General features: G+C 66.4%; 21 protein-coding genes. 10 read left to right on the top strand and 11 right to left on the bottom strand.

Annotated elements, in window-relative coordinates; genetic code table 11:
- Window positions 1–4: 4 nt before the first annotated feature.
- Both VGQ44_22965 and VGQ44_22960 read left to right on the top strand, forming a co-directional pair.
- Window positions 5–250 carry a hypothetical protein gene (locus tag VGQ44_22965; protein ID HEV8449702.1) on the top strand — a complete coding sequence of 82 codons (246 nt, stop codon included), beginning with the start codon at window positions 5–7 and terminating at the stop codon, window positions 248–250.
- Window positions 244–2,190, top strand: coding sequence for an FtsX-like permease family protein (locus tag VGQ44_22960; GenBank protein ID HEV8449701.1), 1,947 nt, complete (start codon window positions 244–246; stop codon window positions 2,188–2,190). Before VGQ44_22965 ends, VGQ44_22960 begins: the two co-directional genes overlap by 7 nt.
- A 297-nt stretch (window positions 2,191–2,487) precedes the next feature.
- On the opposite strand, the gene VGQ44_22955 is transcribed toward VGQ44_22960, so the two are convergent.
- Window positions 2,488–4,299, bottom strand: a complete 1,812-nt coding sequence (locus tag VGQ44_22955) for an ABC transporter ATP-binding protein (GenBank protein ID HEV8449700.1) — start codon at window positions 4,297–4,299, stop codon at window positions 2,488–2,490.
- 66 nt (window positions 4,300–4,365) lie between these two features.
- Here VGQ44_22955 and VGQ44_22950 point away from each other — a divergent pair, with 66 nt between their 5' ends.
- The 3 genes from VGQ44_22950 (at window position 4,366) to VGQ44_22940 (ending at window position 8,073) form a co-directional block, all read left to right on the top strand.
- Entirely contained in the window at window positions 4,366–5,193 is an 828-nt protein-coding gene (locus tag VGQ44_22950) for a hypothetical protein (protein HEV8449699.1), read from the top strand.
- A gap of 37 nt (window positions 5,194–5,230) precedes the next feature.
- Window positions 5,231–6,814, top strand: coding sequence for a family 10 glycosylhydrolase (locus VGQ44_22945; GenBank protein ID HEV8449698.1), 1,584 nt, complete (start codon window positions 5,231–5,233; stop codon window positions 6,812–6,814).
- Window positions 6,815–6,891: 77 nt separating this feature from the next.
- Window positions 6,892–8,073, top strand: a complete 1,182-nt coding sequence (locus VGQ44_22940) for an alpha/beta fold hydrolase (protein HEV8449697.1) — start codon at window positions 6,892–6,894, stop codon at window positions 8,071–8,073.
- Window positions 8,074–8,105: 32 nt separating this feature from the next.
- On the opposite strand, the gene VGQ44_22935 is transcribed toward VGQ44_22940, so the two are convergent.
- From VGQ44_22935 to VGQ44_22920, 4 genes are read right to left on the bottom strand one after another with little or no spacing between them, the layout of a single operon-like run.
- Window positions 8,106–8,699 carry a cytochrome c gene (locus VGQ44_22935; protein HEV8449696.1) on the bottom strand — a complete coding sequence of 198 codons (594 nt, stop codon included), beginning with the start codon at window positions 8,697–8,699 and terminating at the stop codon, window positions 8,106–8,108.
- Window positions 8,696–9,958 (bottom strand): sulfite dehydrogenase, encoded by a 1,263-nt coding sequence (gene soxC / locus VGQ44_22930; GenBank protein ID HEV8449695.1) that lies wholly within the window; start codon window positions 9,956–9,958, stop codon window positions 8,696–8,698. Before soxC ends, VGQ44_22935 begins: the two co-directional genes overlap by 4 nt.
- Before the next feature lie 16 nt (window positions 9,959–9,974).
- On the bottom strand, window positions 9,975–10,949 hold the full coding sequence (locus VGQ44_22925; GenBank protein HEV8449694.1) for a c-type cytochrome: 975 nt from the start codon (window positions 10,947–10,949) through the stop codon (window positions 9,975–9,977).
- 11 nt (window positions 10,950–10,960) lie between these two features.
- The gene (locus VGQ44_22920) at window positions 10,961–12,289 is read right to left on the bottom strand and encodes an aspartate aminotransferase family protein (protein HEV8449693.1); all 1,329 of its coding nucleotides are present in this window, start codon (window positions 12,287–12,289) and stop codon (window positions 10,961–10,963) included.
- Between the two features lie 219 nt (window positions 12,290–12,508).
- Here VGQ44_22920 and VGQ44_22915 point away from each other — a divergent pair, with 219 nt between their 5' ends.
- A complete protein-coding gene (locus VGQ44_22915) occupies window positions 12,509–12,706 on the top strand; it encodes a hypothetical protein (protein HEV8449692.1) in 198 nt (65 codons plus the stop codon).
- A gap of 44 nt (window positions 12,707–12,750) precedes the next feature.
- Here VGQ44_22915 and VGQ44_22910 read toward each other — a convergent pair whose 3' ends face one another.
- The 3 genes from VGQ44_22910 to VGQ44_22900 all read right to left on the bottom strand — a co-directional run bounded on the left by VGQ44_22910 (window position 12,751) and on the right by VGQ44_22900 (window position 17,482).
- Window positions 12,751–14,214 carry an MATE family efflux transporter gene (locus VGQ44_22910; protein ID HEV8449691.1) on the bottom strand — a complete coding sequence of 488 codons (1,464 nt, stop codon included), beginning with the start codon at window positions 14,212–14,214 and terminating at the stop codon, window positions 12,751–12,753.
- Window positions 14,215–14,555: 341 nt separating this feature from the next.
- Entirely contained in the window at window positions 14,556–16,040 is a 1,485-nt protein-coding gene (locus VGQ44_22905) for a pitrilysin family protein (GenBank protein ID HEV8449690.1), read from the bottom strand.
- Entirely contained in the window at window positions 16,037–17,482 is a 1,446-nt protein-coding gene (locus tag VGQ44_22900; GenBank protein ID HEV8449689.1) for a pitrilysin family protein, read from the bottom strand. The genes VGQ44_22905 and VGQ44_22900 overlap by 4 nt, the downstream gene beginning before the upstream one ends.
- Window positions 17,483–17,632: 150 nt before the next feature.
- Between VGQ44_22900 and VGQ44_22895 the strand changes: the two genes are divergently transcribed.
- Window positions 17,633–18,712, top strand: coding sequence for a glycosyltransferase family 9 protein (locus tag VGQ44_22895; GenBank protein ID HEV8449688.1), 1,080 nt, complete (start codon window positions 17,633–17,635; stop codon window positions 18,710–18,712).
- On the opposite strand, the gene VGQ44_22890 is transcribed toward VGQ44_22895, so the two are convergent.
- The 3 genes from VGQ44_22890 to VGQ44_22880 form a co-directional block, all read right to left on the bottom strand.
- Entirely contained in the window at window positions 18,696–19,871 is a 1,176-nt protein-coding gene (locus tag VGQ44_22890) for a DHHA1 domain-containing protein (GenBank protein ID HEV8449687.1), read from the bottom strand. The two genes, VGQ44_22895 and VGQ44_22890, sit on opposite strands and share 17 nt — an antisense overlap.
- Window positions 19,868–20,269, bottom strand: a complete 402-nt coding sequence (locus VGQ44_22885) for a hypothetical protein (protein ID HEV8449686.1) — start codon at window positions 20,267–20,269, stop codon at window positions 19,868–19,870. The genes VGQ44_22890 and VGQ44_22885 overlap by 4 nt, the downstream gene beginning before the upstream one ends.
- 64 nt (window positions 20,270–20,333) lie before the next feature.
- Window positions 20,334–20,714 carry an Ig-like domain-containing protein gene (locus tag VGQ44_22880; GenBank protein ID HEV8449685.1) on the bottom strand — a complete coding sequence of 127 codons (381 nt, stop codon included), beginning with the start codon at window positions 20,712–20,714 and terminating at the stop codon, window positions 20,334–20,336.
- Window positions 20,715–20,841: 127 nt separating this feature from the next.
- On the opposite strand from VGQ44_22880, the gene VGQ44_22875 reads away from it, so the two are divergent.
- From VGQ44_22875 to VGQ44_22865, 3 genes are all read left to right on the top strand, one after another.
- On the top strand, window positions 20,842–21,582 hold the full coding sequence (locus VGQ44_22875) for a response regulator transcription factor (GenBank protein HEV8449684.1): 741 nt from the start codon (window positions 20,842–20,844) through the stop codon (window positions 21,580–21,582).
- A gap of 2 nt (window positions 21,583–21,584) precedes the next feature.
- The gene (locus tag VGQ44_22870; GenBank protein ID HEV8449683.1) at window positions 21,585–23,018 is read left to right on the top strand and encodes an ATP-binding protein; all 1,434 of its coding nucleotides are present in this window, start codon (window positions 21,585–21,587) and stop codon (window positions 23,016–23,018) included.
- Between the two features lie 145 nt (window positions 23,019–23,163).
- Window positions 23,164–26,322, top strand: a complete 3,159-nt coding sequence (locus tag VGQ44_22865; GenBank protein HEV8449682.1) for a protein kinase — start codon at window positions 23,164–23,166, stop codon at window positions 26,320–26,322.
- Window positions 26,323–26,535 lie beyond the last annotated feature (213 nt).

Here is a 26,535-nt window from a genome sequence, read left to right as displayed (position 1 = left end):
CTCGATGACGAGCTGCGCTACCATCTCGAGCGCGAGACGGAGCGCAACGTGGCCAACGGCATGTCGCCGCCCGACGCGCACGACGCGGCGCGCGCTCGGCAATCTGACCGTGCACGCCGAAGCGGCGCGCGACACGATGCGCTGGCGGTGGCTCGACGAGCTGACGCAGGACGTGAGCCACGGGCTTAGGACCCTCCGCCGGGCGCCGACGTTCGTCGTCGGCGTCGTGGCGACGATCGGACGGTGCTGAGCTACGACACATGGCAATCGTCATTCGGCGGCGACACGGCGATCGTCGGCAGGGCGGTTCTCGTGGATCGCACGCTGATGACGATCGTCGGGGTCGCGCGGCCGGGGTTCAGCGGACTCGGATCCGTGCCGGTGCAGTTCTGGGCCCCGCTCACCATGAAGCCGCTCGGAGATTCGACGCCGATCACCGTCACGGGCCACGTTCGACCCCTGCTCAGCCCGGACCAAGCGTTGTCGAGGCTTCGTGCATGGATCATCAACACGACGCCGTCAGGGCGGCGTGACTTGCTCGACCGATTTCTGCAGCTCATTCCGAAGGGAACGTCGGTGCCGCTCGACCGCGAGGCCATCGCGGTGTTCATGCCGGTTGCCGTCGCCCTTCTCCTCGTCATGCTCACGGCGTGCGCGAACGTCGCGAACATGATGCTGGCGCGCGGGATGGCCCGTCAGCGCGAGATGGGCATCCGGCTGGCGCTTGGCGCCGGACGCGGACGCGTGGTGAAGCAATTGCTCACCGAGGCGCTGCTCCTCGCGGTGCCGTGCGCGGCGCTTGCGTACGCGGTTTCGAGAGTGACGGTGCGAGCCGGCGTGCATGCGTTTTTCGCGACGATGCCCGATACGATCGCCGGCCTCGTTCACCTGCCGGCGCTGGAGCCGGACGGCCGCGTGCTCGGCTTCATGCTCGCGGCGGCGTTCGTGTCCGCAATCGGCTTTGGTCTGATGCCGGCGATTCAATCGACCCGTCCGAGCGTCGTGCGCGCGTCGCGCGGAGACTTCGATACGCCGTTTCGGAGATCAACGCTGCGGGCGCTGCTCCTGTTCGGACAAATCGCCGTGAGCGTATTGCTGCTCGTCTGCACCGGCGTCCTGTTGCGAGCGGCGATGGTCCACGGGCAGTTGGATGTCGGGTTTCGCACGAGAAACATCGTGCAAATGTCGATGAGTGACAGCGTTCCGCGGCAAGTGATCGAGCGCATTGTCGCGGATCACACCGTGCTCGCTGTGGCGAGCGCTGAACGGCCTCCGCTCGACGGTGGCCTGGACAAGGTGGAGATCAAGGCAGGCGACTCGACGGCGATTCGATTCGACTTCAATCTCGTCTCGCCGGAATATTTTGCGGTGCTCGAGCTCCCCATCGTCCGCGGGCGCGGCTTCTCGGCGGACGAAGGGCGAGACAACAGTTCGGTCGCCGTCGTCTCCCAAGCCGCGGCGGCACGCGTGTGGCCGGGCGTCGATCCAATCGGCAAAGACGTCGTGATGGCGGCGACCGGCGATTCGCGAAAGCGACTCACGCCGTACCATCGGGCGTCGGTCGTCGGCGTGGCGAGAAACGCGACGCCCGGGTGGGTGGGTCGAAGCCCCGAGACCCCCGTCGTCTACTATCCGCAGCCGGTCGACGCGAGGAACTCGTTTCTCCTCGTGCGCGTGACGGGCGACGCACTCGTCGCGCGCGCGACGCTGAGCCGCGCCGTGGCGGCCATCGACTCGAGCGCGATCGGCGACGTGCACACGCTCGAGCAGGCGATGGACGTGCAGGTCTATCCGTACCAAGTGTCGTACGCGATCGCCTGGTTCATCGGCGCGGTCGCGCTGCTCCTGACGATCGCGGGCGTGTACGGCGTGCTTTCCGATCTCGTCGCGCAACGCATGCGCGAGATGGGCGTGCGGATGCCGCTGGGTGCGTCGGGTCGCTCGCTGATCGGCTTGGTGCTCGGGAACGCTACGCGTCTCGCGGTCGTCGGCACGGCGGTCGGCGGGCTCGCGGCGCTCGGCGTGTCGAAGCTCTTCGCGGCGTCGTTCATGTGGATCAACGTCTACGACCCGTTCGGCTACGCGATCGGCATCGGCGTCGTCCTGGCGTCGACGATCGCGGCGGCGTTCGTGCCCGCGCGCCGCGCGGCGACGGTCAACCCGGTCGAGGCGCTTCGAGCTGATTCCTGACCCTTTGGGGCCGCAGAGCTGCAACACACCTGCAACAGCTCACCGCAGAGACGCAGAGGGCCGCAGAGGGCTCGGCGCCTGAAAGACTTCGGAAGGAGCCGCTCGGCCCATTTCCATCAGAGGCAGGATCGAGGCCGAGCGGCAGTAACCGAAAGATCCCGCCTATTGCACGCGGGCGCCCGACGCCCATCGAAAATCTCTGCGGGCCTCTGCGTGCTCCGCGTCTCTGCGGTGAGCAGTTTGTCGTTCTTGTCGTCGCGGTTGCAGTTGCCGCTGCAATTGCAGCTGGAGCGAAACTCAGAGCTTTCGCACAACGTCCTTGCCGGCGACGGTCAGGAAATCTTCGCCGGGGTTGATGTACTCGTCCTTCTCGGCGCCGTACTGACGCTCGTACAGTTGGCGGTAGCGACCGCCGAGCGCGAGGAGTTGGCGGTGGGAGCCGCGTTCGACGATCTCGCCGTTCTCGAGGACGAGGATCTGGTCGGCGCTCTCGATCGTCGAGAGGCGGTGCGCGATGACGAAGGTCGTGCGTCCGTGACGCAGCGAGCGGAGACCATCGCGGATCATCGCCTCGCTCTCGCTGTCCAGGCTCGACGTGGCTTCGTCGAGAATGAGGATTCTCGGATCGGCGAGGATCGCGCGCGCGATGGCGACGCGCTGGCGTTGGCCGCCCGACAGCTTCACGCCGCGCTCGCCGACGATCGTATCGTACCCTTTCTCGAAGCGGTCGACGAATTCGTCGCAGTGCGCGATGTGGGCGGCGGTGCGGACCTCCTCGTCGGTCGCGCCCGGCTTGCTGAACGCGATGTTCTCGCGGACGGTGCCGTCGAACAGGAAGTTGTCCTGCATCACGACGCCGACGTGCGAGCGGAAGTCGCGCAGCTTGACGTTCGCGATGTCCTTGCCGTCGACGAGCACGCGGCCGCTCTTGGGATGGTTGAACGCCATCACCAATCCGATCAGCGTGCTCTTTCCGGATCCGCTCGAGCCGACGAGCGCCGTCGTGGAACCGGCTTCCGCGCTGAACGACACGTGCTTGAGGACCGGCGTGTCGGGCACGTACTCGAACGAGACGTCCTGGAACTCGACGTCTCCGTTGACGTCGTTCACGGTCTCCTTGTCGGCGTCAGCCTGGTCTTCGGTCGTCATCGCCCGGATCTCGGCGATCCGATCCAGGCCGGCGAAGGCCTCGCTCACCTGCGTGCCGATGGATGCCATCTGCACGAGCGGCGCGGCGAGGAGTCCGATGAAGAAGACGTACATGAACATGTCGCCGAGTGTCATCGATCCATTCAACACCGACGGACCGCCGATCACGATGAGCAGGACGCCGATCAGTCCCGTGAGGACTGCCGTGCCGGCGCCGACGGCCGACGTGCCGGTGATCGTCTTGGCGACGTTGCGAAACAGCTTGTGCACGCCGCGCGCGAAGACGAGACGCTCGCGCGGCTCGGCGACGTAGACCTTCACGAGGCGCACGCCGCCGATCGTCTCCGTGAGACGGCCCGTGACTTCGGCGTTGATCGCGCCGCGCTCGCGAAAGAGCGGGCGCAGGCGGCTGAACGCCGTCGTCATCATCAGGCCAAAAATGCCGAGCAGCACGAGCGTGGCGCCGGTGAGCTTCCAGTTCACATAGAAAAGCACGCCGAGCGACAAGACCGCGGTCAGCATGCTGCCGACGAGCTGGATGAGGCCGGTTCCCACCAGATTCCGCACGCCCTCGGCGTCTGTCATCACGCGCGAGATCAGGACGCCCGTCTTGGTCGAATCGAAGTACGAGACGGGCAAACGAAGCACGTGCGCCTGCACGCGCTTGCGCATCTCGGTGATCGCCCGTTGCGCCGCGATGCTCACGACCTGGGACAGGGCGAACGAGGTACCGCCTTGGATGACCGTCATGACGACGGCGAAGGCGGCAAGCGGCATCAGCAGGTCGGTTCGGTGCTTGGTGATGACGTCGTCGACCAGGAACTTCGACGTGAGCGGCAACACTAGTCCGGCGACGCGATTTATGAGCATCAGGCCGAAACCGATCGCGAGCGACGTTTTGTGCTCGGCAACCAGCTCTTTCGCCTCTTTCCATGCGCGGGTCTTGTCGTACTTAGCCATGCCTATCAATATAGCCGCGTGACGGTTACGGCTTTGCGGGGGTCTGGACTTGTTATGAAAACGTTGATGGCAGTCGCATGCGCCGTGTCGTTGGCCGGCGCCGTGGTGCCGGTGGCTCGGGCGCAGAGCCCAGCGACGGATACGACGGGAAAGAAGCCCACCAACTACGCGTACCGGTATCGCTTCCTCGGCGTCTACGACGCGACGACCGGCGACCCGGTCGAAGGCGCCGAAGTCATCGACGTGCTGAACGGCAACAAGGCGCTCACCACGAAGACCGGAACGGTGAGCCTGATGTTCCTGCCCGAAGGCGGGAGCATGGTGCGGGTGCGCAAGGTCGGATTCGAGATGCAGACGCTAACGGTCGCGATCTCGCCGGCTGATACCGTGCCGATCACCGTCGTGCTGACGCATGCAACCGCGACGACGCTCGATCCGGTCGTGGTGAAGGATTCGACGCCCCATTACCTGGGCTCCGGGTTGAACACCTTTGTGGAGCACCAGCGACAGGGCTTCGGCCACTTCGTGACCGAAGACCAGTTTCGAAAGGATGACGGAAAGCCCCTCGGCAACATCCTGATTTCGCGGATGCCCGGGTTGATGTTCACCCACGGGCCGCACGGAGAGACGTACATCGTCTCGTCGCGAAAGCCGTGCGCGGGCAACGCGTTGGTGGGTTGCCGTCAGCCCAATTGCTACGTGACCGTGATTCAGGACGGCGTGCGGATCTTCGATCTCACGATGAGAGGGCAGCAGGTTCCCGACTTCGCCAAAATGGACGGATTGAACATCGCCGGGGCCGAGTTCTACGATGGCGCGGCGGCGATGCCGCCGGAGTACAACTCGACGTCGCAGGGTTGCGGCGTACTCGTGCTCTGGACGCGCGAACGCTGAGTTAGCTCAATCGCTCGTGTGAGCGCATAGCTTCAGGATGCGCTCGAATTCGATCTGTCGGGTCGCGGCGGTGTGCGGCGCCATGTACGCGAATGCCGCGGCTGGGCAAAGTCCGCCGCCGGTGATGCGCGAATTCCGCGGCGTCTGGGTGGCGACGGTCGCCAACATGGATTGGCCGTCGAAACCGGGCCTCTCCACGTGGGACCAGCAGCGAGAGCTGCTCACGATTCTCGACCGCGCCGTCGATCTCGGACTGAACGCGATCGTCTTTCACGTGCGGCCTGGGGGCGACGCGTTCTACTCGTCGCCCTACGAGCCCTGGTCGCAATACATCACGGGGCGACAGGGACGCGCGCCCGAACCGCCGTGGGACCCGCTGGCGTTCGCCGTGGACGCGGCGCACAAACGCGGACTCGAGCTGCACGCGTGGTTCAACCCGTATCGCGCGGCGTACGTTCGCGACACGGCGATCGCCAGCACGCACATCGCGCGCGCGCGGCCCGGTCTGGTGAAACCGTATGCTCGCTTTTTGTGGATGGACCCGGGAAGCGCCGAGGTTCGACGCAGAACGATTCGCACGATCGTCGACGTCGTGAAGCGCTACGACGTCGATGGCGTTCACATCGACGACTATTTCTATCCGTATCCGGAGACCGAGACCCCGGGGGGACACGCGATTGATTTTCCGGACGCCGATACCTACGCCGCGTACAAGAAGGCCGGCGGAGCATTGGCGAAGGACGACTGGCGTCGCGCGAACGTCGATTCGATGGTCGCCGCGCTCTACCGCGGCGTGCACGCGGTGAAGCCGTGGGTCAAAGTCGGCATCAGCCCGTTCGGGATCTGGCGTCCTGGCAATCCGCCGCAGATCCGCGGTCTCGACGCATACGCGACGATCTACGCCAACTCCAGGCTGTGGCTCGAGAAGGGATGGGCGGACTACTTCGCGCCGCAGCTGTATTGGCAGATCCGCCCGCCGGAGCAGAGCTTCCCGGTGCTGCTCGACTGGTGGCTGTCACAAAACTCTAAACACCGGCACATTTGGCCGGGACTTGCCGACTACCGGGTCGGCGAGGCGGGAGCCGGCGGGTCGCGATTCACCGCGCAGGAGATCGTCGATCAGATCGATACGATCCGTGCGCGAGACAACGCCCAGGCGGGCCACATCCACTTCAACATGACGGCGCTGATCAAGGACCCGGACAGCCTCGCCGAGAGAGTGTCGGCGCGGTACGCGGAGCCGGCCCTCGTGCCGGCGTCGCCCTGGCTCGGCGCGAAGCCGCCGGCACGCCCGACCGCCACGGTCGCGAAAGACCCGGAAACCGGCGACTTGCTGTTGCGCATGACCTCCGGTGGTGGGGGGGGCGGGGGTGGAGGCGATCAACGCGTGTGGCTCTGGACCGTGCGGTCGCTGGCCAAAGAAACGATCTGGACGACAGAGGTGCTGCCGGGGTGGCTCAAAACGCATCGACTGCCCGACGTGGCGACGACGCGCGTGATTCTCACGGCGGTCAGCCGCACGGGCGTCGAGAGCGCCGAGGTCGCTGTGGACGTGGGAGTAAAACCGGCCACGGCGAAGCCCAAGGCGAAAACCGGGCGAGGCGGGCGTTCGGGGAGTTGAGACGGTCGGTGCGGCGCGTAGATTCGTCGCGCCGGATGAATTGTCGTTGGATCGCCAACAGCCGTCATGAGGGTCGCATGAGACGTCTCCCCGCAGCCGCCGCTCTCTTCGCATTTGCCGCCGCGCCGCTCGCCGCGCGGCCTTTGACCGCCCAAGACACTTCCGCCGTTCGCCAAATGGGACGCGGCGGCAACCGGCCGGCGCGCGATCCGCACCGTGCGGGCCCCGCTTCGGCGTGGCGCGGCGCCGTCGACTCGGTGCGTGAGCGGGAGTTGTACGTGAGCAAGGATCCGAAGGACCTGCGCGGATGCGCGCCGCAGATTTGCGAGCGCGACCTCGCCAACAAACGGCGCACGGACAGCGTCTACGCGGCGAAGGCCCCGGGCAACTACGAATTTCAGAAGATCAAATACAGAAGCCGCGCCGACGGCCTCGAGATCCCGGCGTATCTCTTCTCGCCGATCAACCACGGCACCACGAAGCACGTCGCGCTCGTGTGGGTGCACGGCGGCGTCCATGGCGACTGGGACACGGCGCTCTATCCGTTCATCGTCGAAGCGGTGAAGCGCGGCTACGTCATCCTCACCCCCGACTATCGGGGCAGCACCGGCTACGGCGACGAGTGGATGAAGAAGATCGATTACGGCGGCAAGGAGGTCGACGACGTGCTCTCGTCAGTCGACTATCTCGCGACGCTGCCGTACGTCGACGCGCAGCACCTGGGCATCATGGGCTGGAGTCACGGCGGCTTCATCACGTCGCACATCCTTTTCCGCGACGACAATCCGTTCAAGGCGGGCGCGGCGATCGTGCCGGTCACCAATCTCGTCTTCCGCCTGATGGATCACGGTCCCGGCTACGCGCGCGACTACGCGGCGGAGACGGGAATCCAGGGGCTGCCGTGGGAGCAGAGCTGCGGCCCGACGCACGACCACGACTGCATCGACGAATACCTCAAGCGCTCGCCGGTCTTCCACGCCGAGAACCTCAAGGTTCCGATGCTCGTGCACGTGGCGACCAACGACTGCGACGTCTTCTTCCGCGAAGACCAGCAGATGGTCTACACACTGCGCGCGCTCAAGCCGGATCTCGCGGAGACGAAGATCTACGTGAATCCGCCCGAGGGCCCGCACGGCTGCGGACACACGTTCAGCCGCCGTGTGAACGAGCAAACACTCGAGCGCGAAGATTCGCCCGAGCAGATCGACTCGTGGAACAAGACTTGGGCGTTCTTCGCCAAGCACCTCGGCGCCAAGTAGCGCTTTCCTGAAGTAGTTCGTGAGACCCAGTCTCAGCGAACGGCCTTGCCGCCCATTGAGCCCGCGCGATCGTCAACGACGAAGTGCGAGCGGGCCGGCATCTGGACCGCCGGCAGTGACTTCGCATCCATGATCGTGCCGGGCTGGATGATGCCTTCGCGCTCGAGCAGGTAGGCCGTGACGGCGTAGTACTGGTCGTTGGTCAGCGAGCGGGGCGCGCCAAAGGGCATGGCGCGGCGGACGTAGTCGAACACCGTCGTGGCGTACGGCCAGTAATTGCCGATCGTCCGCGTCATCGTCGGGTCGTTCGCGAAGTTGAAAGAGCCGCGCGGACCGCCGATGATCTGGGGAGCCAGCGGCGGGTGGCCTTCGCCGTCGTTGCCGTGGCAGGTCGCGCAATTCATCAGGTAGACCGACTTGCCTTGTTCCGGCGTCCCCGAGCCGGCCGGGAGGCCGGCGCCGTCGGGGCCGACCTCCACGTCGACGGCCGCGACCTGGGCGGCCGTCGCGGCCGCGCCGAGTCCGAGGTTGGCGGGCAGACCGGCGCCGACGGAGGCGTCGCGCGTTTGCGGCGCGCACGCAGCGACGAGGACGCACAGCCCGGACAACACAATGGCGCCGTTCACGTGTTCGCCTCGAACGTCACGGAGCCGTCGCGCGCGACGCGCCAGCCGCGGATGCAATTGAAGTGGTACTCGGTCGCCGGACCGCGCGCGGCGCGTAGCTCGGCCATCGTCGGCTGCACGTACCCCGTCTCGTCGGTCGCTCGGCTCATTAGAAAACTATTATCACCGGCCCAGCGCCACGGAAGCTCGAATCGCACGTGCGCTTTCGGCATGGCGGGCGTGCGGAGCCCTGCCTCTTGCCAGCTGGCGCCGCCATCGGTGCTCACGTCCACCCGTGTGATCCGTCCCCGGCCGCTCCAGGCCAGTCCGCGGATCGCACGCCAGCCGGGGGCGGCGATGCGATCGGGATACGCCGGGCTCGTGATGATCGACTTCGCGTCCATCTCGAAGCTGAACTGGCGCGCTTTGCCGCCGAGTATCGGGTCGGTGTATTTGGAGGTTTCCCAGCGAGTCATGAACGGCTCGGTGCCAAGCTTGATGCGGCGAAGCCATTTGACGTTGGTGTTGCCCTCGAAACCGGGGAGCAGCAAGCGAATCGGAAATCCTTGCTCCGGCCGCAGCGGCTCGCCGTTCTGCGCCCAGGCAATGAGCGCGTCGTCGTGCGCCTTGGCGATCGGGATGCTGCGGGCGAGCAGACACGAGTCGCCGCCCTCGGCGAGAAACCACTTCGCGCCGGATTTGACGCCTGTCTCTCGAAGCAGCAACGACAGCGGGACACCGGTCCACTCGCTCTGGCTCGTCATCCCGTCGACCTGCTGCGGCGTCATGTCCGGACGGGGGGCGCGGTACGCGGTGCGTCCGTTCCCCGAGCACTCGATGAAGTGAATCTGCGTGACGGCGGGGAAGCGCTTGACGTCGTCGACGCTGAAAGTCATCGGCCGATCGACCAGCCCGTGGATGAGCAACGTGTGACCCGCGGGATCAATCGTGGGAACGCCGGAATGGATGCGCGCGAAATGGAGATCGGCGGGAGTGATCGTGCCTGCCAGATCCTGGAGCGGGGCGAGCGTCGTGCCTGAGACGTCGCCGACGGGCGCGCGCTTGGGCTCGACGAACGGCGATCGCGTGCCGACGGCCGTCGTCGGCGCGCCGGGCGCCTTGGTCGGATCGCCGACGGCCGGGAGCGCGGGCGCGCTCGGCGCTTGCCGCGCGTCGGCCGTCTCGGGGAGGGGGAGCTTGGCCAGGAGCGCGCCACCGGTCGCGGCAGCCGTCCCGGCGATCATCGACCGCCGGCTGATCGGTCGTTGGGGGTGGCTCATCTCACTCCCTGCATGACTACTTGTGAATGACGGACGGCGGATTTCCGACGATCGTGTTCGCCGGATTCGCGCGCGGGAGAACCTTGGGCGGGTGGAAGGCCTTGTGTCCTTTCGTGTCGTACGGCACGTCCGACGGAGCGCCGCCGGTCGGCCAATCGAGGTCTTTGCCCGGTTGGTCCGGACGAGGCATCGACACGACGTAGGCCGCGATGTCGTACGCCTGCTGGTCGGTGAGCGATCCCGGCTTGTCGAACGGCATGTTGTGCCGAATGAACGATGCCGCGCGCTCGACTCGGGCCATCGACGCGGCGATGCTGAACGACTTGGGTCCCCAGAGCGATGGCGCCGGCCCGATCCCCGCGCCGTCGTTGCCGTGGCATCGCGCGCAGTTCTCGGTGAAGAGCTTGTGCCCGGTGGCCGGGTCACCGAACAGCTTTGGCATCGTGGCGAAACCCTCGCCGCGCACGTGTTCTCCCGTCGGGACGCCCTTCGATATGTAGGCGAGGTACGCGACGATGTCCTGCATCTCGCGGCTGTCCGGCGGCAGCTTCGATCCGGAGAGACTCCGCGTGAAACAGTAGTTGACGCGATCCTCGATCGGGACGACGGCGCCGGCGCGGTCGAGGAACTTGGGGAAGCGCGCCATGACGCCCATCAGCGGGGCGGCGTTTGGGCGCCGGCCTTCATCCAGATGACAACTGGTGCAGACGAGATTTCCGCCGGCGAAGTTGGGCAGGCTGTCGTGCGTGTGCGTGAGGAGCGCCAATCCGCGGTAGATCGACACCTCGAGCGGATCGTCGGGCGTGCTGTCGACGACCGGTGGCTGCCACGTCTCGGCGTTGTACGGCCGCGCCGTCGTGCGTTGCGCAGTGGCGGTGGTGGTATCCGTACGACCGACTTCCTGGAGCGTGCAGCCGACGAGGGCCGCGAAGGTGATCGCCGTGCCGGCCGTCGCGACGCGACGTCGAGCGATGCTCCGGCCAGCGTGCATTCGAGATTCCACTAGGCAACTGTGTTGAGCGCGTCGCGCACCGTGTCGACGATCTGTTCGATTTGATCGTGCTCGACGATGAGCGGCGGCGACAGCGCGATCGTGTCCGCGGTCGAGCGAACCAGGACGCCCGCCTCGAAGCATTTGAGGAAGATCTCGAACCCGCGCGCGCCGGGCGCGCCCGGGCGCGGCTCGAGCTCGATGCCGCCCACCACACCGATGTTTCGAACGTCGATCACGTGCGGTGCTCCGCGCAGCGAATGCACCGCGTCGGCCATGACGGGTTCGAGCGACGCGGCGCGCTCGAAGAGTCCGTCCGTCTTATAGAGATCGAGCGTCGCGAGACCGGCGGCAGCGGCGAGCGGATGGCCGGAGTACGTGTACCCGTGAAAGAGCTCGATTCCCGCTGGAGCGCCGTCGACGACGGTTTCATAGATGCCGCGTCGCATGCACACGGCGCCCATCGGCACGGTGGCGTTGGTGATGCCTTTCGCCAGCGTCATCATGTCCGGCGTCACACCAAATCTCGTCGCGCCGAACGCCGAGCCGGTTCTTCCGAAGCCGGTGATGACCTCGTCGAAGATGAGAAGGATGCCGTGGCGGTCGCAGATCTCGCGCAGCCGCTCGAGGTAACCGACCGGCGGAACGAGTACGCCCGTCGATCCCGCCACCGGTTCTACGATCACCGCGGCGATGGTGTGCGCGCCGCGCTTGCTCACGATCTCCTCGAGCGCGTCGGCGAGCTGCGCGCCGTGCCGAGGCTGGCCCTTCGAGAACGCGTTGGCCGCGGGGTCGTGCGTGTGCGGGAGGTGATCGACCGCGCCGGGCAGCTGGGCGGCGAACTGCCGGCGATTCGACTCGATGCCGCCGACGGCGACTCCGCCAAACCCGACGCCGTGGTAACCGCGGGCGCGTCCGACGAAGCGTACGCGCTCGGGCTCACCCTTGGCCTGCCAATAGGCGAGGGCGATCTTGAGCGCCGTATCCACGGCCTCGGAGCCGGAGTTGCCGAAGAAGACGTGATCGAGATCGCCGGGAAGCATGCCCGCGAGCTGTTGCGCGAGCTCGAACGCCAGCGGATGTCCCATCTGGAAGGGCGGCGCGTAGTCCATCACGCCCGCTTGTTCGCGGATCGCCGACGTGATCGATTCCCGGCAATGCCCGGCGTTCACGCACCAAAGCCCGGCGGTGCCGTCGAGAATCTGGCGACCGTCGGCCGCGGTGTAGTACATACCGCTGGCGGCGACGAGCAGCCGAGGAGCGCGTTTGAAGGCGCGGTTGGCGGTGAAGGGGAGCCAGAGCTCGTCGAGGCTTGGGGGGGCGGAGACTAAGGTCGACATAAGGCAAAGGGAGGAGGGACGAATTCCGAGACTGCCGAACTCCGAGACTGCCAAGGTCCGAAACGGCCGAACTCCGAGACTGCCAAGGTCCGAAACTGCCCAACTCCGAAACGGCCGAACTCCAAAACTGCCGAACTCCGAGGAATCGGACTGCGAAGAGGGCGTTAGAGAGCGTCCGCCATCAATATGAGGGTGTAAGAATGGAACGGGGAGGATGGAATGGCGAATGAGCGGGGCGATATCGAGGAAGTCGAGGAACGCCTGAAGGAGATCCAGAAGGAGAAGCGGGGACAGATTCGGTGGACGGCGTCGAGGCACACGGCCGAGCTCGCGCTGGTGGCCGTCGTCGGCGAGCCGAAATCGAAGACGCCGTCGTCCAAGGGGCGTAGACGAAAACGAAAAAAACGGCTCCTCTGAGGGCATCTCAGAGCAGCCGTTTCTTTGAGGCCAGGCGACGAGCGTCAGATCCGGCGGAGCTTCCAGGTTCCGCGGTTGAACGCCCACCTGCCGGCCAATGCGTACGTCGAGAACGCGATCGCCATCGCGACGAAGACGCCGAACGGGCCGAGCTTGAACACGATGGCCAGCACGAACGCGAGCGGGATCTCCCAACACCAGAACACGGCCAGGTTCAGCAGCGTCGGCGTCCGCGTGTCGCCCGCACCGTTGAACGACTGTCCGAACACCATCCCCCATCCGTACAGCGGGTACCCGAACGCCACGACGCGCAACAGGTTTGTCGCGTTGGACGCGACCTCCGGGTCCGACGTGAACACGTGCGCGATGAGCGGAGCGCCGAGACCCAAAACGACTCCGACGGCCGTCAGCACGAACATGTTGTACTTGCCCGCGATCTTCACCGCCTGCTCGGCGCGCTCCGGCTTTCGAGCACCGAGCGCCTGGCCGACCATCGTCGCCGCCGCATTCGCGACGCCCGACGCCGGCAAGATCGTGAACATGATGACGCGAATGCCGATCGTGTATCCGGCGAGCGTGTCGCTGCCGAAGCTCGACAGAATTCGCACGAGCGCGATCCAACTCCCCATGCCGATCAGGAACTGAAGCGCCGCCGACCAGGCGAGCTGCAGCAACTTTCCGATCAGCGCGGGTTCGATCTTGAGATGGCGAACGTGGATGTCGATACGCGATCCCGGCTTGAGAAGCCGCGACAGCGCGAACAACGCGCCCGTTCCCCGGCCGATGTTGGTCGCGATCGCCGCACCGGTCACGCCAAGCCGCGGGAACGGCCCGAGTCCGAAGATGAGACACGGTCCGAGCACGATGTTGATCGCGTTCGCCAGCCACAGCACGCGCATGGCGATCGCCGCGTCTCCCGCGCCACGGAAGATCGCGTTGATCAGGAACAGCATGACGATCGTGACGTTGCCGCCGAGCATGACGCGGGCGTAGCCCGTGCCTTGCGCGACGACGTCGGGTGACGCGCCCATCACACGCAACGCTTGCGGTGCGAGCGCGCCGCCGATGACGCCGAGGATCGCGGCCAGCGCCAGGCCGAGCAGAATGCCCTGCGTGGCCGCGCGCGCCGCGCCCTCTCGGTCGCGTTCGCCGGTGCGGCGCGCAACGGTCGCCGACGTCGCGATCGCCAATCCCATGGCGAGCGCGAACACGAGCGTGACCCACGACTCGGTGAGACCGACCGTGGCAACCGCGCTCGCGCCGAGCTTGGAGACGAAGAACACGTCGCAGACGGCGAACACGCTCTCCATGATCATCTCCAGCACCATCGGAATGGCGAGGATCAGGATCGCGTGCGCGACGGTGCCTTCGGTGAAGTCGCGATGCGTGCCGCGCAGCGCTTCGCGTATGGCCGCCCCGAGCGAGAGTGGGGGCGGCGGCGCGTGCGCGGCATCGGCCGCCCCTGCGTCGCCCGGCACCACGATGGCGCTCTCGGCGGAATTGGACATTGAGGTACTCAAGTGAACTCCTATTCGTTGATTCGTGTGGCGCGGCGGCAGGCGCAAGTTGATTGAAATCGAAAGGGCGGCACCGAATCGCGGCGCCGCCCTCGTGATTACCCGAGCCGTTATCGCGCGATCAGTGACTGTGAGCGGTGCCGATGCCGAAGCCCGTCGGGACGCCTCTCGAGGCGGCCAGGCCGGCGGCGGTCATCGGGTTGATGTGCGTGCTCATCGAATCACCAAACGGATGGAGTTCAGTTGCGGAGGGCGCAGTCTAAGAGGGGCATCCTAATATCGCAACTCGGGTGGACGGGTGGACGGGTGGACCGGTGGACCGGTGGACCGGTCTAACGGTCTACCACGTTCCCGTTCACGTCGAGGTGCACGATCGGCGCGATGTTGGTCGCGGCGAGCGGAGCTTCGATTTTTGTGCGGTCGCCGACGATGACGATCGCGAGGTGGTCGGGGTCGATATACGTCTTGGCGACCCGAACAACGTCGTCGGCGGTGACGGCGTTCACGGCACGCGCGAACTGTTGGTAGTAGTCCTGCGGCAGCCCCTGCACGTACAGCTGGCCAATGCTGGCGTTGATGCCGTTGACGGACGCGAAATTCTCGGGCAGACTCTGCACGAGGCTCGCCTTCGCCTGTTTGAGCTCGTCGTCGGTCGGCGGGCGCGGACCCCGGATGTCGCGCAGCTCTTTCATGAACTCGATGAGCGCGCTGTCCGATTTCGCCGTAACGATGTCGCCGCCCGCGCGGAAGGCGCCGGGCCCCTTGCCGAACGCGAAGTTCGAGAAGACGCCGTAACTGTAGCCCTTCACTTCGCGGATGTTGTGGTTGAGCCGCGACTGGAAGAGGACGCCGAGCATCTCGTTCATCACGCGAATCGCGTAGTAGTCGGGCGTGTCGCGAGCGGGACCCGGAGCTCCGATGGCGAACGTCGACTGCGCGGCGCCGGGCTTGTCGACGAGATAGATCGTCGTCGGCTTGGATGCGGGCACCGCCGGATACGTGAACTTTGGCATCGAGCCGCCGCTCGCCCAACCGGCGAGCTCACGATCGACCGCCGCTTTCGCGGCCGCGGGCGTGATGTCACCGACGACGGTGATGATCGCGCGCCCCGGCTGGAAGTACGACTTGTAGAACGACGCGACGTCGTCGCGCGTGATCGAGGCGAGCGTCTCCGGCGTGAGGGAGACGCCGTACGGGTGATCGGTCGTGTACAGCACTTTCGGAAAGACGACCCCCGCGATGCCGGTCGTGCGGTCGCGGTTCTGAAGCAGTTGCACGTTGAGGCGTCCCTTGAGACGGTCGAGCGCCTCCTGCGGGAAGCTCGGGTTCTCGAGCACGTCAGCCAGGATCGCGAGCGTCTTCTCGAACTTGTCGGCCGTCGAGGTAAATCCGACACGCCCCGATTCCGAGCCGACCCCGGCGCCGATTCCCGTGCCCAGCAACTGGAGATCGTTGGAGATCTGGTCGCCGGTGCGATGCGTCGTGCCCTCGGTGAGCATCTGTCCGACGATCGAGCCGAGCCCGGTCTTGCCCGCCGGCTCGTACTGCGCCGCACCGCCGACGAAATTGATCGAGAAGGAGACGAGCGGCAGGTCGTGCTTTTCCGACACCACCAACTCGGCGCCGTCGGCCAGGGTCGCCTTCGTCCACGACGGAACGCGCAGATCGGCGGCTTTGGCCGCGGTCGGAATCTTGGTGCGATCGAGCGTCGACTTGGACGTGTTTCCCGACTGCACGGCTTTCTGCTGCGCGGAAATCGGGGCCACGAGCGTCAACGACGCGAGCGCGGCGACGACCGGATGGAAGATGCGCGTCATGGCTTGATCCCCGTGGTGATTTCGGTGAGCGGATCGGTGACGACCGTGCTCTTGTCGGCGTGCGAGGCGAGATCGGTCTTGCCCATCGGCACGTTGCTCAACACGACGCGTTTGTCGCCGAGGTATTTCGCAGCGACGCGCTTGACGTCGGCCGCGGTCACCGCCTGAAGACGCGGGTACTGGACGCGGAAGGTGTAGCTCGGGTCGTTATAAAAAGTCTGATCCTCCGCCAGCTCGAATGCCTTGCCGAGATTCGACTGGAGCCCGTTGAGGAACTGGAATTCCTGGCCGGCCTTGGCGCGCTCCAGCTCTTCGGCGGTCGGTCCCTCGTTCTTGACGCGCGCGAGAATCGAGTCGACTTGCGTCTCGAGCTCGGTGAGTGTGTGTCCCGGCCTCGGCGTCGCGATGACGCTGAATTCTCCGGCGCCCTCGAATCCGGTCTGGAACGCGTTCACGTTGGCGGCCGACTGCGCGTCGTAGACGAGCGGCTTCGTGAGGCGGGCGGTGCGCGACCCGGCGAGCACGCTGGCGAGAATGCGCAAGGCCGGCGCGTCGGTGCTGGCTTGGTCCGCCGACGGCCAACGGATGGTGAGCCGCGGAATCTGCACCCGGTCCTCGAAGGTCAGCCGCTTCTCGCCCGCGAGCGTGGGCGGTCCGAACTTGGGGCGCACGATGGGCTGTCCGCGCGGAATGTCGTTGAAGTATTTCTCGACCCACGCCTTGGCTTGCGTGCGGTCGATGTCGCCGACGATCGCGAGCGTCGCGTTGTTCGGCGCGTAGTAGAGGCGGAAGAAGCGCTTGACATCCTCCACCGAGGCGCCGGAAAGATCGCTCATCGCGCCGATGACCGGCCACGAATGCGGATGGCCGTTCGGGTACATCGCGAGGCTGATCACTTCGCCGTCGCGCGCGTACGGCTGGTTGTCGTTGCTCTGTCGGCGTTCGTTCTTCACGATGTCGCGCTGCGCCTTGAACTTCGTCTCGTCGAGCGAGTCGAGGAGGAAGCCCATGCGATCCGACTCGAGCCAGAGCGTGGTCTCGAGGTAATTCGACGGATCGGTCTCCCAGTACCGCGTCCAGTCATAATACGTCTGGCCGTTGTTGCTCCCCCCCACGCCTTCGGTGAAACGATCGTGCGTACCGTAGGGGACGTGGCCCGAGCCGGTGAACATCACGTGCTCGAACATGTGCGCGAAGCCGGTGTGCCCCGCCATCTCGTTCTTCGATCCGACGTGGTACACCACTTCGACGGCGACCGTCGGCGTGGTGTGGTCCTCGGAGAGAACCACGGTGAGCCCATTCTTGAGCGTGTACTTCTCGAACGGGATGTTGATCGCCGCTTTCCCCGCCTGCTTCACGGACGGGGAAGGGGAGCCTTGCGCGGCGATCGCGGCCGCGGGCACGAGCGACGCGGCCAGGAGACCGGGACGAAAACGGAACATGGACGCCAACCTGTGGGTGGAGGAGGTCGAGCCTCGATGAGACCCCGCGCCGGGAGAGATCGAGGCGGCCACCGAAGTATGAAGTCGGGGATTGAAAACGCCAACGCGCGAGTGACCAGCCGGCTCGCGGGATGCTCATAGATTCCTTACATGCGTTTGCGACGGCTCGAGCTCTGGTGGCGTCGTCTCTGGATCAAGGGATTGGTGCGCCTGATGCGGCGCGCACCGGAGTCGCCCCGTTGGAAAGAGCGTCCCCATCGCGTGCTCTTTCTCCGACACGATCGCGCCGGCGACATGGTGCTCTCGACGGGCGTCCTGCGCGCCATCGCGCGCTCCCATCCGACGATCACGCTCGATGTGCTCGCTTCGCCGTTGAACGCGCCGATCATCGAAGGTGCCGACTACGTCGCCACCACCATCACTTTCGACAAGCGGGCGCTCGGATCCTATATCCCGATTGCCCGCCGACTGCGCCGCGCGAAGTACGATGCGGTCGTCGACTGCATGGTGACGGCGCCATCCGTGACGACGCTGCTCCTGGTGTTGGCGAGCGGAGCACGCCACCGAATCGGAATCTCGGGGCGCGGAAACGACGACGCGTTCACGCTCACCGTCTCGCCCGATCCGCGCCCCGACGGCCACATGGTCGATCGCCTCTCGGCGCTAGTGCAAGCATTCGGCGTCGATCCCGCCACCATGGACCGGCGTCCGTCGCTCGACCTTTCAGAGATGGAAATCGCGCGCGCCGTCTCGATGTGGGCGGCGCCCGAAGGCGCCGCTCGGGTACTCGTGAACATCTCGGCGGGCAGCGCCGAGCGCACGTGGCCCGACGAGCGATACGTCGAGGTGATGCGACACATTCACGAACGGCATCCGGGAGCCGTGTTGCGCGTGGTCAGCGCACCGTCGGAGACGGAGCGCGCGACGCGAGTCGCCAACGCCGCCGACGCGCGCGTGGTGTCCACGCCGACGATTCGCGCCGCGTTCGCGCTGGTCGCGACCGCCGATTTGGTGATTACGCCGGACACGAGCATCGCGCACGCCGCGTCGGCGCTTCGGGTTCCGGCTGTTGCGATGTACTCGAACGAAAAGAGCGAGCGCTGGGGACTCTACGACAACCCGGGCCGGATGGTAATCCATCCCGCGTCGTCGCTCGAGGGCTTGGCGGTCGATCGCGTCATAAACGCGGTCGACGCCGTCTGGGAAGCGACGCTCAGCCGCCGCGGTTGACGAGCGACGAGACGACGGACTCGACGGCGCTCGCGTCCGGAACGCTGCCCTGCGCGAGACGAGGCGAACCGCCGCCGCGTCCGCCGACCGCGGCGAGCTTTTCCTTGAGTATGCGGCCGGCGTCGACGCCCGAGTCTTCGGACGACGCGAGCAGCACCGACGCGGGACTCATCAACGCGCCGACGACCACGACGCGCGGCAGCGCGAACGCCGCCTGAGCGAACGCGCGCAGGTCGTCGATCGACGTCGCGTCGCGCACGACGATCGTGCGCACACCGTCGGCGCCCGGCGTGGTCGCGTCGTATCGCTCGCGCACGCGATAGCCGCTCAGCTCGCGGTCCATCTTCTTCCGCGCGTTCTCCGCGTCGCGAAGCCGCTCGCTCTGCGTGGCGACGACGGCAGGCGAGTCGTCGAGCGACGCCGATAGCGACGACGCGATGGCCGACAGCGCATCGAGGTCGCGCCGCGCCCGTCTGAGCGCCCGTCGTCCACACACAAATTCGACGCGCGTGGCTTTTCGGATCTTTTCGGACGAGCGGACGAGCACCGTTCCGATTTCGGCGGTCGACCGCACGTGCGTTCCTCCGCACGCGCTCCGGTCCACGCCTTCGATCGACACGACGCGGAGCATGCCGGTGCGCTCCGATGCCTTGCGCAGTCCCTGCGCCGTCGCCGCCTCCTCGAACGTCACGGCCACCGGTCTCGCCTCACCGACCAATTCGTTCGCGCGAGTTTCGGCCGCGACCAACTGCTCGCGCGTGAGCGACTCGATCTCGAGATCGAGCGTGGACGACTCCGGACCAAAATGGACGCTCACGGTCTTGGCGCCGAAGAGATCCTCGAACACGGCCGACAGCAGGTGCTGGCCGGTGTGCTGTTGCATGTGGTCGTACCGCCGGACCCAATCGATGCGACCGACGAGTCTGGGCTCCGACGCGCCGATCGGCGCCGACAGGACGTGGGCGACCCGATCGGCTTCGTCCACGACGTCCACGACGGCGACGCCGCCGAGCGTTCCGATGTCGTGGGGCTGGCCGCCGGACGTCGGGTAGAACGCGGTCTCGTCGAGGTAAACGCGGATCCCGTCATCGCTGCGCTCGACGACGGCCGCCGTGAATTCGGCACGGTACGCGTCGGTGTAGTAGTGGCGGACGGTCATGGTCGGCTCGCCGTCTGCTCGGCCGGCGCGCCGCTCGCCGACCCGGCGCCGAAGCGAGGCCAGTGTTGTCTCGGCACGGCTCGAATTCCGATCGCCAGAAACCCCCACGCTACCAGCGCGACCGCCGAGAGCTCGAGGAGAAGGTCGCGGCTCGCGATGATGGCGGCGCTCCGCTTTCCCTCGACTTCGAGCGCGACTTGGAGAATGTTGAGGGCCTGGCGCTCGTCGAGCGGTTTTTCACCGCGGGCGACCTGATCGATGAACTCTTTTCGCGCGGTGAGGGTATCGCTGGAGCGGGCGAGAACATGGAGCTCGACCGCGGTGTACAGCATCCCGGCGACGACGAACGCCAGCACGATGGCGGGCGCGATGAGGAGAAGCTTCTTGTCGAGGCGCACTCATATAATTAAGCACGAGGCGCCTCGATCGGGTGCGGGGACGACGGCTTCGCCGCCGTCTTCGCTATGGGTTGCCGAACGGCGCGACGACGATCGTCGCGATGGCAAGATTGAGCGGATCAGAAACGAAATGGACGGTGATCGTGGCGGTGCCCGGAAGGAACGTCGTCACGAGACCGGTTTGCGAAACGGTGGCGATCGTCGGATTCCGGGACTCCCATATGAGCGCCGAAGAGAAATTGCCGGCGTTCGTGGAGAGTTGGATCAGGCTTCCGGCGTCGACTTGCACGAACGACGGCGAAATGAATAGCGACCTTGTAGTTCCGAAGGTCGTGTCGACGACGACAACGGGTCCGACGAGCCCAATTTGGTTTCGTGGTGCTGTGTCGCAGGCGACGCCGGCGAGGGCCGCGCTCGCCGCGATGCTGAATAGGAGGCGCCTCATGGCAAGACCAGGGTCAGTTTCCGTGCCGATGACCGCCCCGGTGGCGGGCCGTGCAGACGCGGCGCACACAACGCTAAGAAATGTGAACAGTCGTGCCGGCCAGCGCCGCGCGAGACAGTTTGTGCCCATGGCTACACAAACTGATTTCGCCATGCCGAAGGCGGCGGTCACTCCGGACGCCGACCTCGTTCTCGTCATCGATGACGAGCCGCAAATTCGGCGCGCCGTGCGCGACGCGCTGCGCGACGTGACGGCGAAGGTCGATGAGGCCGCGAACGGCGCCGACGGCGTGAGCGCCGCGACGTCGGGGCGTCCCGATCTCGTCGTACTCGATCTCGGCCTGCCCGACATGGCGGGGGTCGAAGTGTGCCGCGAGATCCGCCGCCGGTCGGCGGTGCCGATCATCGTGTTGTCGGCGCGACACTCAGAACACGAGAAGGTGGATTTGCTGAACGCCGGCGCCGACGACTACGTGACGAAGCCGTTCAGCGTGCTCGAGCTGGCGGCCCGCGCCAAAGCGCAGATCCGCCGCGCGAAGACGTTCGCCGCGGGGGCGAACACGGCGCCGGTCGTCATCGGGTCGCTCGTCATCGACACGATCAACCGCCGGGTCTCGCGCGACGACGTCGCCATCCACCTGACGCCGATCGAATGGCAGATTCTCGCGACCCTGCTCAGCGCGGCCGGGCGCACGCTGACGCATCAGCAGATCTTCGACGCGGTGTGGGACCGTGAATTCGGCAGTCCGCAGCAGTATCTTCGCGTCCACATCACGAACCTGCGGCGAAAAATCGAAGCTGATCCCGCGACTCCGCAAATCATCATTACCGAGCCCGGCGTGGGCTACCGGGTAGAGCAACCGCGCTGACCGTGTCCGGTAACGCGCAACGCCAGGCCCTGCGATGGGGTCTGGCGTCCGTCGTGACCGCGGTGGTGACCGCGATGATGGTTCACTACCGCGGCGATTTCGACCAGGTACACGTCGTCCTCATGTACCTGCTGATCGTGCTGTTCGCCAGCGCCAGCTCCGGCCGCGCTCTCGGCATCACGCTCGCGTGCGTCGGATTCGTTCTGATCGACTATTACTTCCAGCCGCCGTATGGCCAGGTCGCGGTCGGAAAGCCGCTCGACTGGCTCGCGCTCATCGCGTTCCTCGTGACGTCGATCGTCTCCACCAACCTGCTGGCGCGCGCGCGCGCCGAGGCCGAGGAGGCGCGGCGTCGTACGGTCGAGGTGGAATCGCTGTCGCGGCTCGGATCGGAGACCCTGAGCGCCGGCCGGGCGGAGGACGCTCCAACCCGGATCGCCGAGATCATCCGAACGGCGATGGGAATGTCGGAGTGCTCGATCACCGCGACGACCGACGAGACGACGCCGCTCTGGACGACGACGCCCGATGGACTCGTCCGGGAAGTCGTGATTCCGCTGCGCGTGCAAGAGCGCGTCGTCGGCGCGCTGCGTCTCGCCAACGCCACGCCGGTCGCGCTCGACGCCGCGCAGAAACGATTTCTCGACGCCATCGCCTACTACGCCGCGCTCGCGCTCGACCGCGTTCGGTTGGTGGCCGAGGCTGAGCGTGCGGAAGCGTTGCGCGAGGCGGACCGGCTGAAGGACATCGTGCTGGCGTCCGTGTCGCACGATCTGCGCACACCGCTGACGACGATCAAGGCGCTCGCGCAGAGCGAGGCGCTGCAGGGGAGCGAGAACGCGGCCGCCATCGAGGAGCAAGCGGACCGCCTCACGCGCCTCGTGAGCGACCTGCTCGACCTGTCGCGGCTCAAGAGCGGCGGCTTCTCGGCGACTCCGGAGCTCAACACGGCGGAGGACCTGATCGGTGCGGCCGTGCGTCAGACGCGCGGGCTCTTCGACGGACGCCCGGTGCGTGCCGTGATCGATCTCGACAGCCCGGCGCTGGTTGGGTTTTTCGATTTCGCGCAATCGCTGCGCGTGCTCGGAAACTTTCTCGAGAACGCCGCGCGATATTCGCCGTCGACCGAGTCCGTCGAGCTGTCGGCGCGGCGCGACGGCGAGGAGCTCGTGTTCTCGGTGTCCGACCGAGGGCCGGGCGTGCCGGAGGCCGACCGCGTGAGAATCTTCGAGGCTTTCTATCGGGCGGCGGGTTCGGCGCCGGACGCGGCGGCGCGTGCCGGTCTCGGACTCTCGATCGCGCGGACGTTGGCGCACATCCAGGGCGGCTCGGTGCACTATTCTCCGCGTCCCGGTGGAGGAGCGGTGTTCGAGCTTCGGCTTCCGGCGAGCGAGTTGCGCGCCGACGCCCTCGAAACGATCGAGCAGTCGGCTTGAGACTCTGCTCGACCCCATGAAATTGGGGTCGGCACGCCTGCTGGCCCCATCCCGCGCACGTTCCTAGCTTAAGGCGCCCGCGCTTCCGCCCGCTGCGGCCGCGTTGTGGTCCGCAGACGCTTCTGAACACCCTCGCCGCCGCTGAATGGAGCTTCGCGAACAACTCCAGAACCTGCTGGGCGGATCCTACCAGATCGAGCGCGAGCTGGGCGGCGGCGGCATGTCGCGGGTCTTCGCGGCGACCGAAACCGCGTTCGGCCGTAGGGTCGTCATCAAGGTCCTCCCCGCTGAGTTGGGAGCGGGCGTCAACGTCGAGCGGTTCAAGCGCGAGATACAAGTCGCGGCGAACCTGCAGCATCCGCACATCGTGCCGGTGCTCACCGCCGGCGAGATGGGCGACGTGCCGTTCTACACCATGCCGTTCATCGACGGCGAATCGTTGCGCGCGCGTCTGTCGGCTGGGCCGATGCCGATCGACGAGTGTGTGTCGCTCCTCCGCGACGTCGCGCGCGCGCTGGCGTACGCGCACGAGCACCAGGTCGTCCACCGCGACATCAAACCGGACAACGTCCTGATCACGGGCGGGTCGGCGACGGTAACCGATTTCGGAATCGCGAAAGCGATTTCGGCCGCCCGTGCGCCGGACACGCTCGGCGGAACGAGCGCGCTGACGCAAATGGGCACGTCGATCGGCACGCCGGCGTACATGGCCCCCGAACAGGCCGCGGCGGATCCGAGCACGGACCACCGCGCCGACATCTACTCGTTCGGGTGCATGGCGTACGAGATGTTGACGGGTCGTCCGCCGTTCACCGGACTGTCGCCGCACAAACTGTTGGCGGCACACATGGGAACGCGGCCGCAGCCGGTCTCGGAGCTGCGCCCGGACACGCCGGCCGCGCTCGCCGAGATCGTGATGCAGTGTCTCGAGAAGGATCCCGACGCGCGTCCGCAGAAAGCGTCGGACATCGCGCGCGTGCTCGACGCCGTTTCCACCGGCTCGACCGGATCTCTCGCGACGACGAGCCGGCCGGCGAGCTTCCGTCGCGGGGCGATCATGTACGCGATCGCGTTCGCCGCGGCCGCGCTCTTGGCGAAGGCGGCGGAAGTCGCGTTCGGCGTTCCCGACTGGGCGCTGACGACGACGATCGGAATCATGACGTTTGGGATTCCGCTCTACCTCGTCACAGCGTACGTGCAGCGCGTGTCGCGACGAACGGCGGCGCCCACTCCGCGCAAGCCGGCGGGCACGCCTGCGCCGACGACGCTCTCGACGATGGCGTTGCGAGCCAGCCCGGTCCTCTCCTGGCAGCACGTGCGCGGATTCATGGTGAGCGCGCTCGGCAGCTTCGCGCTGCTCGTCGTCGTTCTCATGGTACTGCGGCCTCTCGGACTCGGCCCGCTCAAATCGCTGATGGCGAGCGGGCAGTTGCACGACCGCGACCGGATTCTCGTCGGCGACTTCACGTCGACCGGAAGCGACACGACGCTCGGCAGCGTGGTCGCCGAGGCGGTGCGCGCGGACTTGGGACAGTCGCCCGTGATCTCCGTCGTGAGCGCGCAGGCGGTCGCCGCCGATTTGCAGTTGATGCAACAAGCGCCGAACACCCGCGTCGACACCGCCGTGGCGCGTATCATCGCGCGACGCGAGGGAGCGAAGGCCATCGTCACCGGCGACGTCCATTCGCTGGCGAACGGCGGGTTCGTGGTCACGATGCGGCTCGTCGGCGCCGACTCCGGCGAAAGCCTGTCGTCGTTGAGCGGTAGCGCGAATGGCGCGAAGGATCTCATCCCGACGATCGGCGGGCTGACACGCTCGCTGCGGCGCCAGATGGGTGAATCGCTCAAGCACGTCCAGGCCTCGGCCGGGCTCGCGCAGGTCACGACGGCTTCGATCCCGGCGCTCGAGAAGTACACGGAGGCCCAGAAGGCGGCGACGGCCGGCGACGCGAGCCTCGCGATCGATTTATTCAAGCAGGCGATCACGATCGACTCCGGGTTCGCGTCGGCGTATCGCGGTCTTGCGATACAACTGTCCAATCGCGGCCGCGATCGCGAAGGCCAAATCGCCGCGATCGAAAGGGCCTATCGCGACACGGCCCGCCTGCCGGAGGTCGAACGCTGGCTCGCGGTGGCGGCGTACTGGTCGCAAGGGCCTCATCCAAACTCGGCCAAAGCGGCCGACGCGTACAAGTCGCTGCTCGCGATCCGGCCGACACAATCGGCCGCGCTCAACAACCTCGCGCTGCTGTACGCGAATCAGCGGAAGTTCGATTCAGCCGCGGCGTTGCTGCGCCGCTCGCTCGCATCCAACGCGACGGCGACGAGCTACAACAATCTGATCGTGAACGAGGCGGAGCTCGGCCAGTGGGCGCAAGTGGATTCGACGTGGGCCGCCGAACTGAAGTTCTCGAACAACAACCCGCGCATCGCGGTGAACAAGGGGACGCAATTCTACGCTCGCGGGCAATTCGACAGCGCGATGACGTTCGTCGATTCGGTCGCCAGGGCGAATCGCGGCGACGAGGTGTTGGAAGCCACGAGAAGCGGCATTGGCTGGATCGTCGCCGTGACGCGCGGCCAACTCACCGAAGGGCTCAGACTGGATGGCTTGAACGCCGACTTCAACCGGACACACGGCGTGCCCACCGCGCCGCTCCGATCGGCGCTCGACTCCGCCGTCGTGACGGCGTGGTTCCTCGGTGACAAAGGAAAGGCGCTCAAACTCATTCAAGCCGGCCTGCAACGTGTTCCACTCGACGGCATTCCGCTGCTCGATCGGCCATACGCGACCCTCGCCGAGGCGTACTCCGTCGCCGGCAGGCCCGACCTCGCGAGATCGATGCTGAGCGACTTCGATAAAGTCTCATCGGCCCTCACCGAGGAGGCGGCGTCGCGAACTCGGCATTCGATCCAAAGCTGGATCGCCATCGCCGAGCAACGCTATTTGGACGCGGCGCACGAGGCGCAAGCGGCGGACGTCGGCACTTGCACCATCTGCATGCTTCCCCAGATCGGCTACGCATATGATTTGGCGCAGAAACCGGATTCCGCGATCGCGGCGCTCACGCGCTACGTGAACTCGACGTCGATTCTTCAGCGAATCGGGACCGACCCGTTCTTCCTCGCCGGCTCGTACAAGCGATTGGGTGAGCTGTGGGAAGCGAAAGGCGACCGCGCGAAGGCGGCGCACTATTACGGCAAGTTCCTGGACCTGTGGAAGAACGCCGACGCGGCGCTTCAGCCGCAGGTCGCGGACGCGCGCAAACGGTTGGCGCGATTGAGCGACGTCGAAGCGCGCTAAAAAACGTTCGTGACATTCACGCGCCCTCGAACGGCCCCCGAACGGAGCCGTCTTTGTGGAATCTTAACCAACAGGGCCGCAGCGCCATTCGTAGTTTCAGTGCGCGCCGCAGATTGCCCCCCAAACGTCATTCGGCGGCGTGCGTAGAAGGCGACAGGAGTTCTGGTGCTCGCGTGCTGAACGGGTGGGTGGGAAATTCACGCGCGACGCCAG

It is taken from the genome of Gemmatimonadaceae bacterium, assembly GCA_036003045.1.
Taxonomy (GTDB): domain Bacteria; phylum Gemmatimonadota; class Gemmatimonadetes; order Gemmatimonadales; family Gemmatimonadaceae; genus JAQBQB01.
Note: the sequence above shows the minus strand (reverse complement) of the source record. Positions and strands in the feature narration are given on the sequence as shown.

What these genes read in the sequence shown, in the direction of transcription:
- VGQ44_22965 (HEV8449702.1), top strand. Translation starts at nt 5, where the DNA reads ATGACGAGCTGCGCTACCATCTCGAGCGCGAGACGGAGCGCAACGTGG.
- VGQ44_22955 (HEV8449700.1), bottom strand. Translation starts at nt 4,299, where the DNA reads ATGGCTAAGTACGACAAGACCCGCGCATGGAAAGAGGCGAAAGAGCTG.
- VGQ44_22950 (HEV8449699.1), top strand. Translation starts at nt 4,366, where the DNA reads ATGGCAGTCGCATGCGCCGTGTCGTTGGCCGGCGCCGTGGTGCCGGTG.
- VGQ44_22945 (HEV8449698.1), top strand. Translation starts at nt 5,231, where the DNA reads ATGCGCTCGAATTCGATCTGTCGGGTCGCGGCGGTGTGCGGCGCCATG.
- VGQ44_22940 (HEV8449697.1), top strand. Translation starts at nt 6,892, where the DNA reads ATGAGACGTCTCCCCGCAGCCGCCGCTCTCTTCGCATTTGCCGCCGCG.
- soxC (HEV8449695.1), bottom strand. Translation starts at nt 9,958, where the DNA reads ATGAGCCACCCCCAACGACCGATCAGCCGGCGGTCGATGATCGCCGGG.
- VGQ44_22925 (HEV8449694.1), bottom strand. Translation starts at nt 10,949, where the DNA reads ATGCACGCTGGCCGGAGCATCGCTCGACGTCGCGTCGCGACGGCCGGC.
- VGQ44_22920 (HEV8449693.1), bottom strand. Translation starts at nt 12,289, where the DNA reads ATGTCGACCTTAGTCTCCGCCCCCCCAAGCCTCGACGAGCTCTGGCTC.
- VGQ44_22915 (HEV8449692.1), top strand. Translation starts at nt 12,509, where the DNA reads ATGGCGAATGAGCGGGGCGATATCGAGGAAGTCGAGGAACGCCTGAAG.
- VGQ44_22910 (HEV8449691.1), bottom strand. Translation starts at nt 14,214, where the DNA reads ATGTCCAATTCCGCCGAGAGCGCCATCGTGGTGCCGGGCGACGCAGGG.
- VGQ44_22905 (HEV8449690.1), bottom strand. Translation starts at nt 16,040, where the DNA reads ATGACGCGCATCTTCCATCCGGTCGTCGCCGCGCTCGCGTCGTTGACG.
- VGQ44_22900 (HEV8449689.1), bottom strand. Translation starts at nt 17,482, where the DNA reads ATGTTCCGTTTTCGTCCCGGTCTCCTGGCCGCGTCGCTCGTGCCCGCG.
- VGQ44_22895 (HEV8449688.1), top strand. Translation starts at nt 17,633, where the DNA reads ATGCGTTTGCGACGGCTCGAGCTCTGGTGGCGTCGTCTCTGGATCAAG.
- VGQ44_22890 (HEV8449687.1), bottom strand. Translation starts at nt 19,871, where the DNA reads ATGACCGTCCGCCACTACTACACCGACGCGTACCGTGCCGAATTCACG.
- VGQ44_22880 (HEV8449685.1), bottom strand. Translation starts at nt 20,714, where the DNA reads ATGAGGCGCCTCCTATTCAGCATCGCGGCGAGCGCGGCCCTCGCCGGC.
- VGQ44_22875 (HEV8449684.1), top strand. Translation starts at nt 20,842, where the DNA reads ATGGCTACACAAACTGATTTCGCCATGCCGAAGGCGGCGGTCACTCCG.
- VGQ44_22865 (HEV8449682.1), top strand. Translation starts at nt 23,164, where the DNA reads ATGGAGCTTCGCGAACAACTCCAGAACCTGCTGGGCGGATCCTACCAG.